Source organism: Brevibacillus laterosporus, from assembly GCF_030489605.1.
GTDB lineage: Bacteria > Bacillota > Bacilli > Brevibacillales > Brevibacillaceae > Brevibacillus_B > Brevibacillus_B laterosporus_E.
The window spans coordinates 1-882 of sequence record NZ_JAUKFY010000066.1; the positions used below are offsets into that span (position 1 = coordinate 1).

The 882-nt window shown below is 44.3% G+C and carries 1 pseudogene; it reads right to left on the reverse strand.

Annotated features, from left to right (window positions below):
• Positions 1-882: pseudogene (locus QZ995_RS23670) on the reverse strand (wall-associated protein); the annotation flags it as partial.

Below are 882 nucleotides of genomic sequence, written 5' to 3' on the forward strand. Positions count from 1 at the left end.
CCGTGGGCATTTGTATAGTAATAGCCTTGTTTGTCACCTTTTACATCATCCCGGTAGAGTAGCTCATTCCCCCAGATGTTGCGGGCTTGGAGGTTATTCTTTTCATCCAGCTCTTCAATCACGTTACCATTTAGATATACATAGTGAGTTGTTTTGCCGTTTATTTCTTTACTTGCTCTAAGCTCACCCGGATAGTATGTGTAGGTGGTTTCTTTTCCGTTCTTTGTAAAGGTTTTAAGACGGTTGAGAGCATCGTAGGTGTATGAACTGTCTGCAATTGTTGGAGATTTTGCCGTCAAAATACTTTGGCGATTGCCCCGTTCATCGTACGTGTACGTTTGTTCTCTTGTCGGTGTTGTTTCCTTGCGAATCCGATCCAGTTTATCGTAGCCGAACGTAGAAGCAGATTGGTTCACCGTTGTTTCTACTAGATTTCCAAAGCCATTATATTGGTTTTGCTCTTCCCACGCCTTGTTGTTGGACAGGATATGCTGCACGTCTGTTGTCTGGCCAAATGAGTTGAAGCCTTTCTCGATTTTGGTACCGTTTGGATACTGGACATGCACGGTATCACCTGTTGTGGATGTATCGTACTCATAGTTGATTTTGCCCATTCCTGGATGCTTGACGGATAAGATGCGTCCTAGCTCATCGTAGGTGTAAGCTGTGATAGTTCCATCTGGATACACAATCGAGTCCGGGGTATCATCTTCATCCTCGTATCTTTGTTCGTACGTACGTCCAAATGTGGTCATGGAAGTTGGGCGTAAAAAGCCGTCATACGTATAGGAAACCTTCGTATCATTGTTTTGCTGTGTGAGGAGCTGGCGTGTCGTTGGATCGTAGGTATTCTTCTCCGTCTCTACTACTTTTTTACCTGAC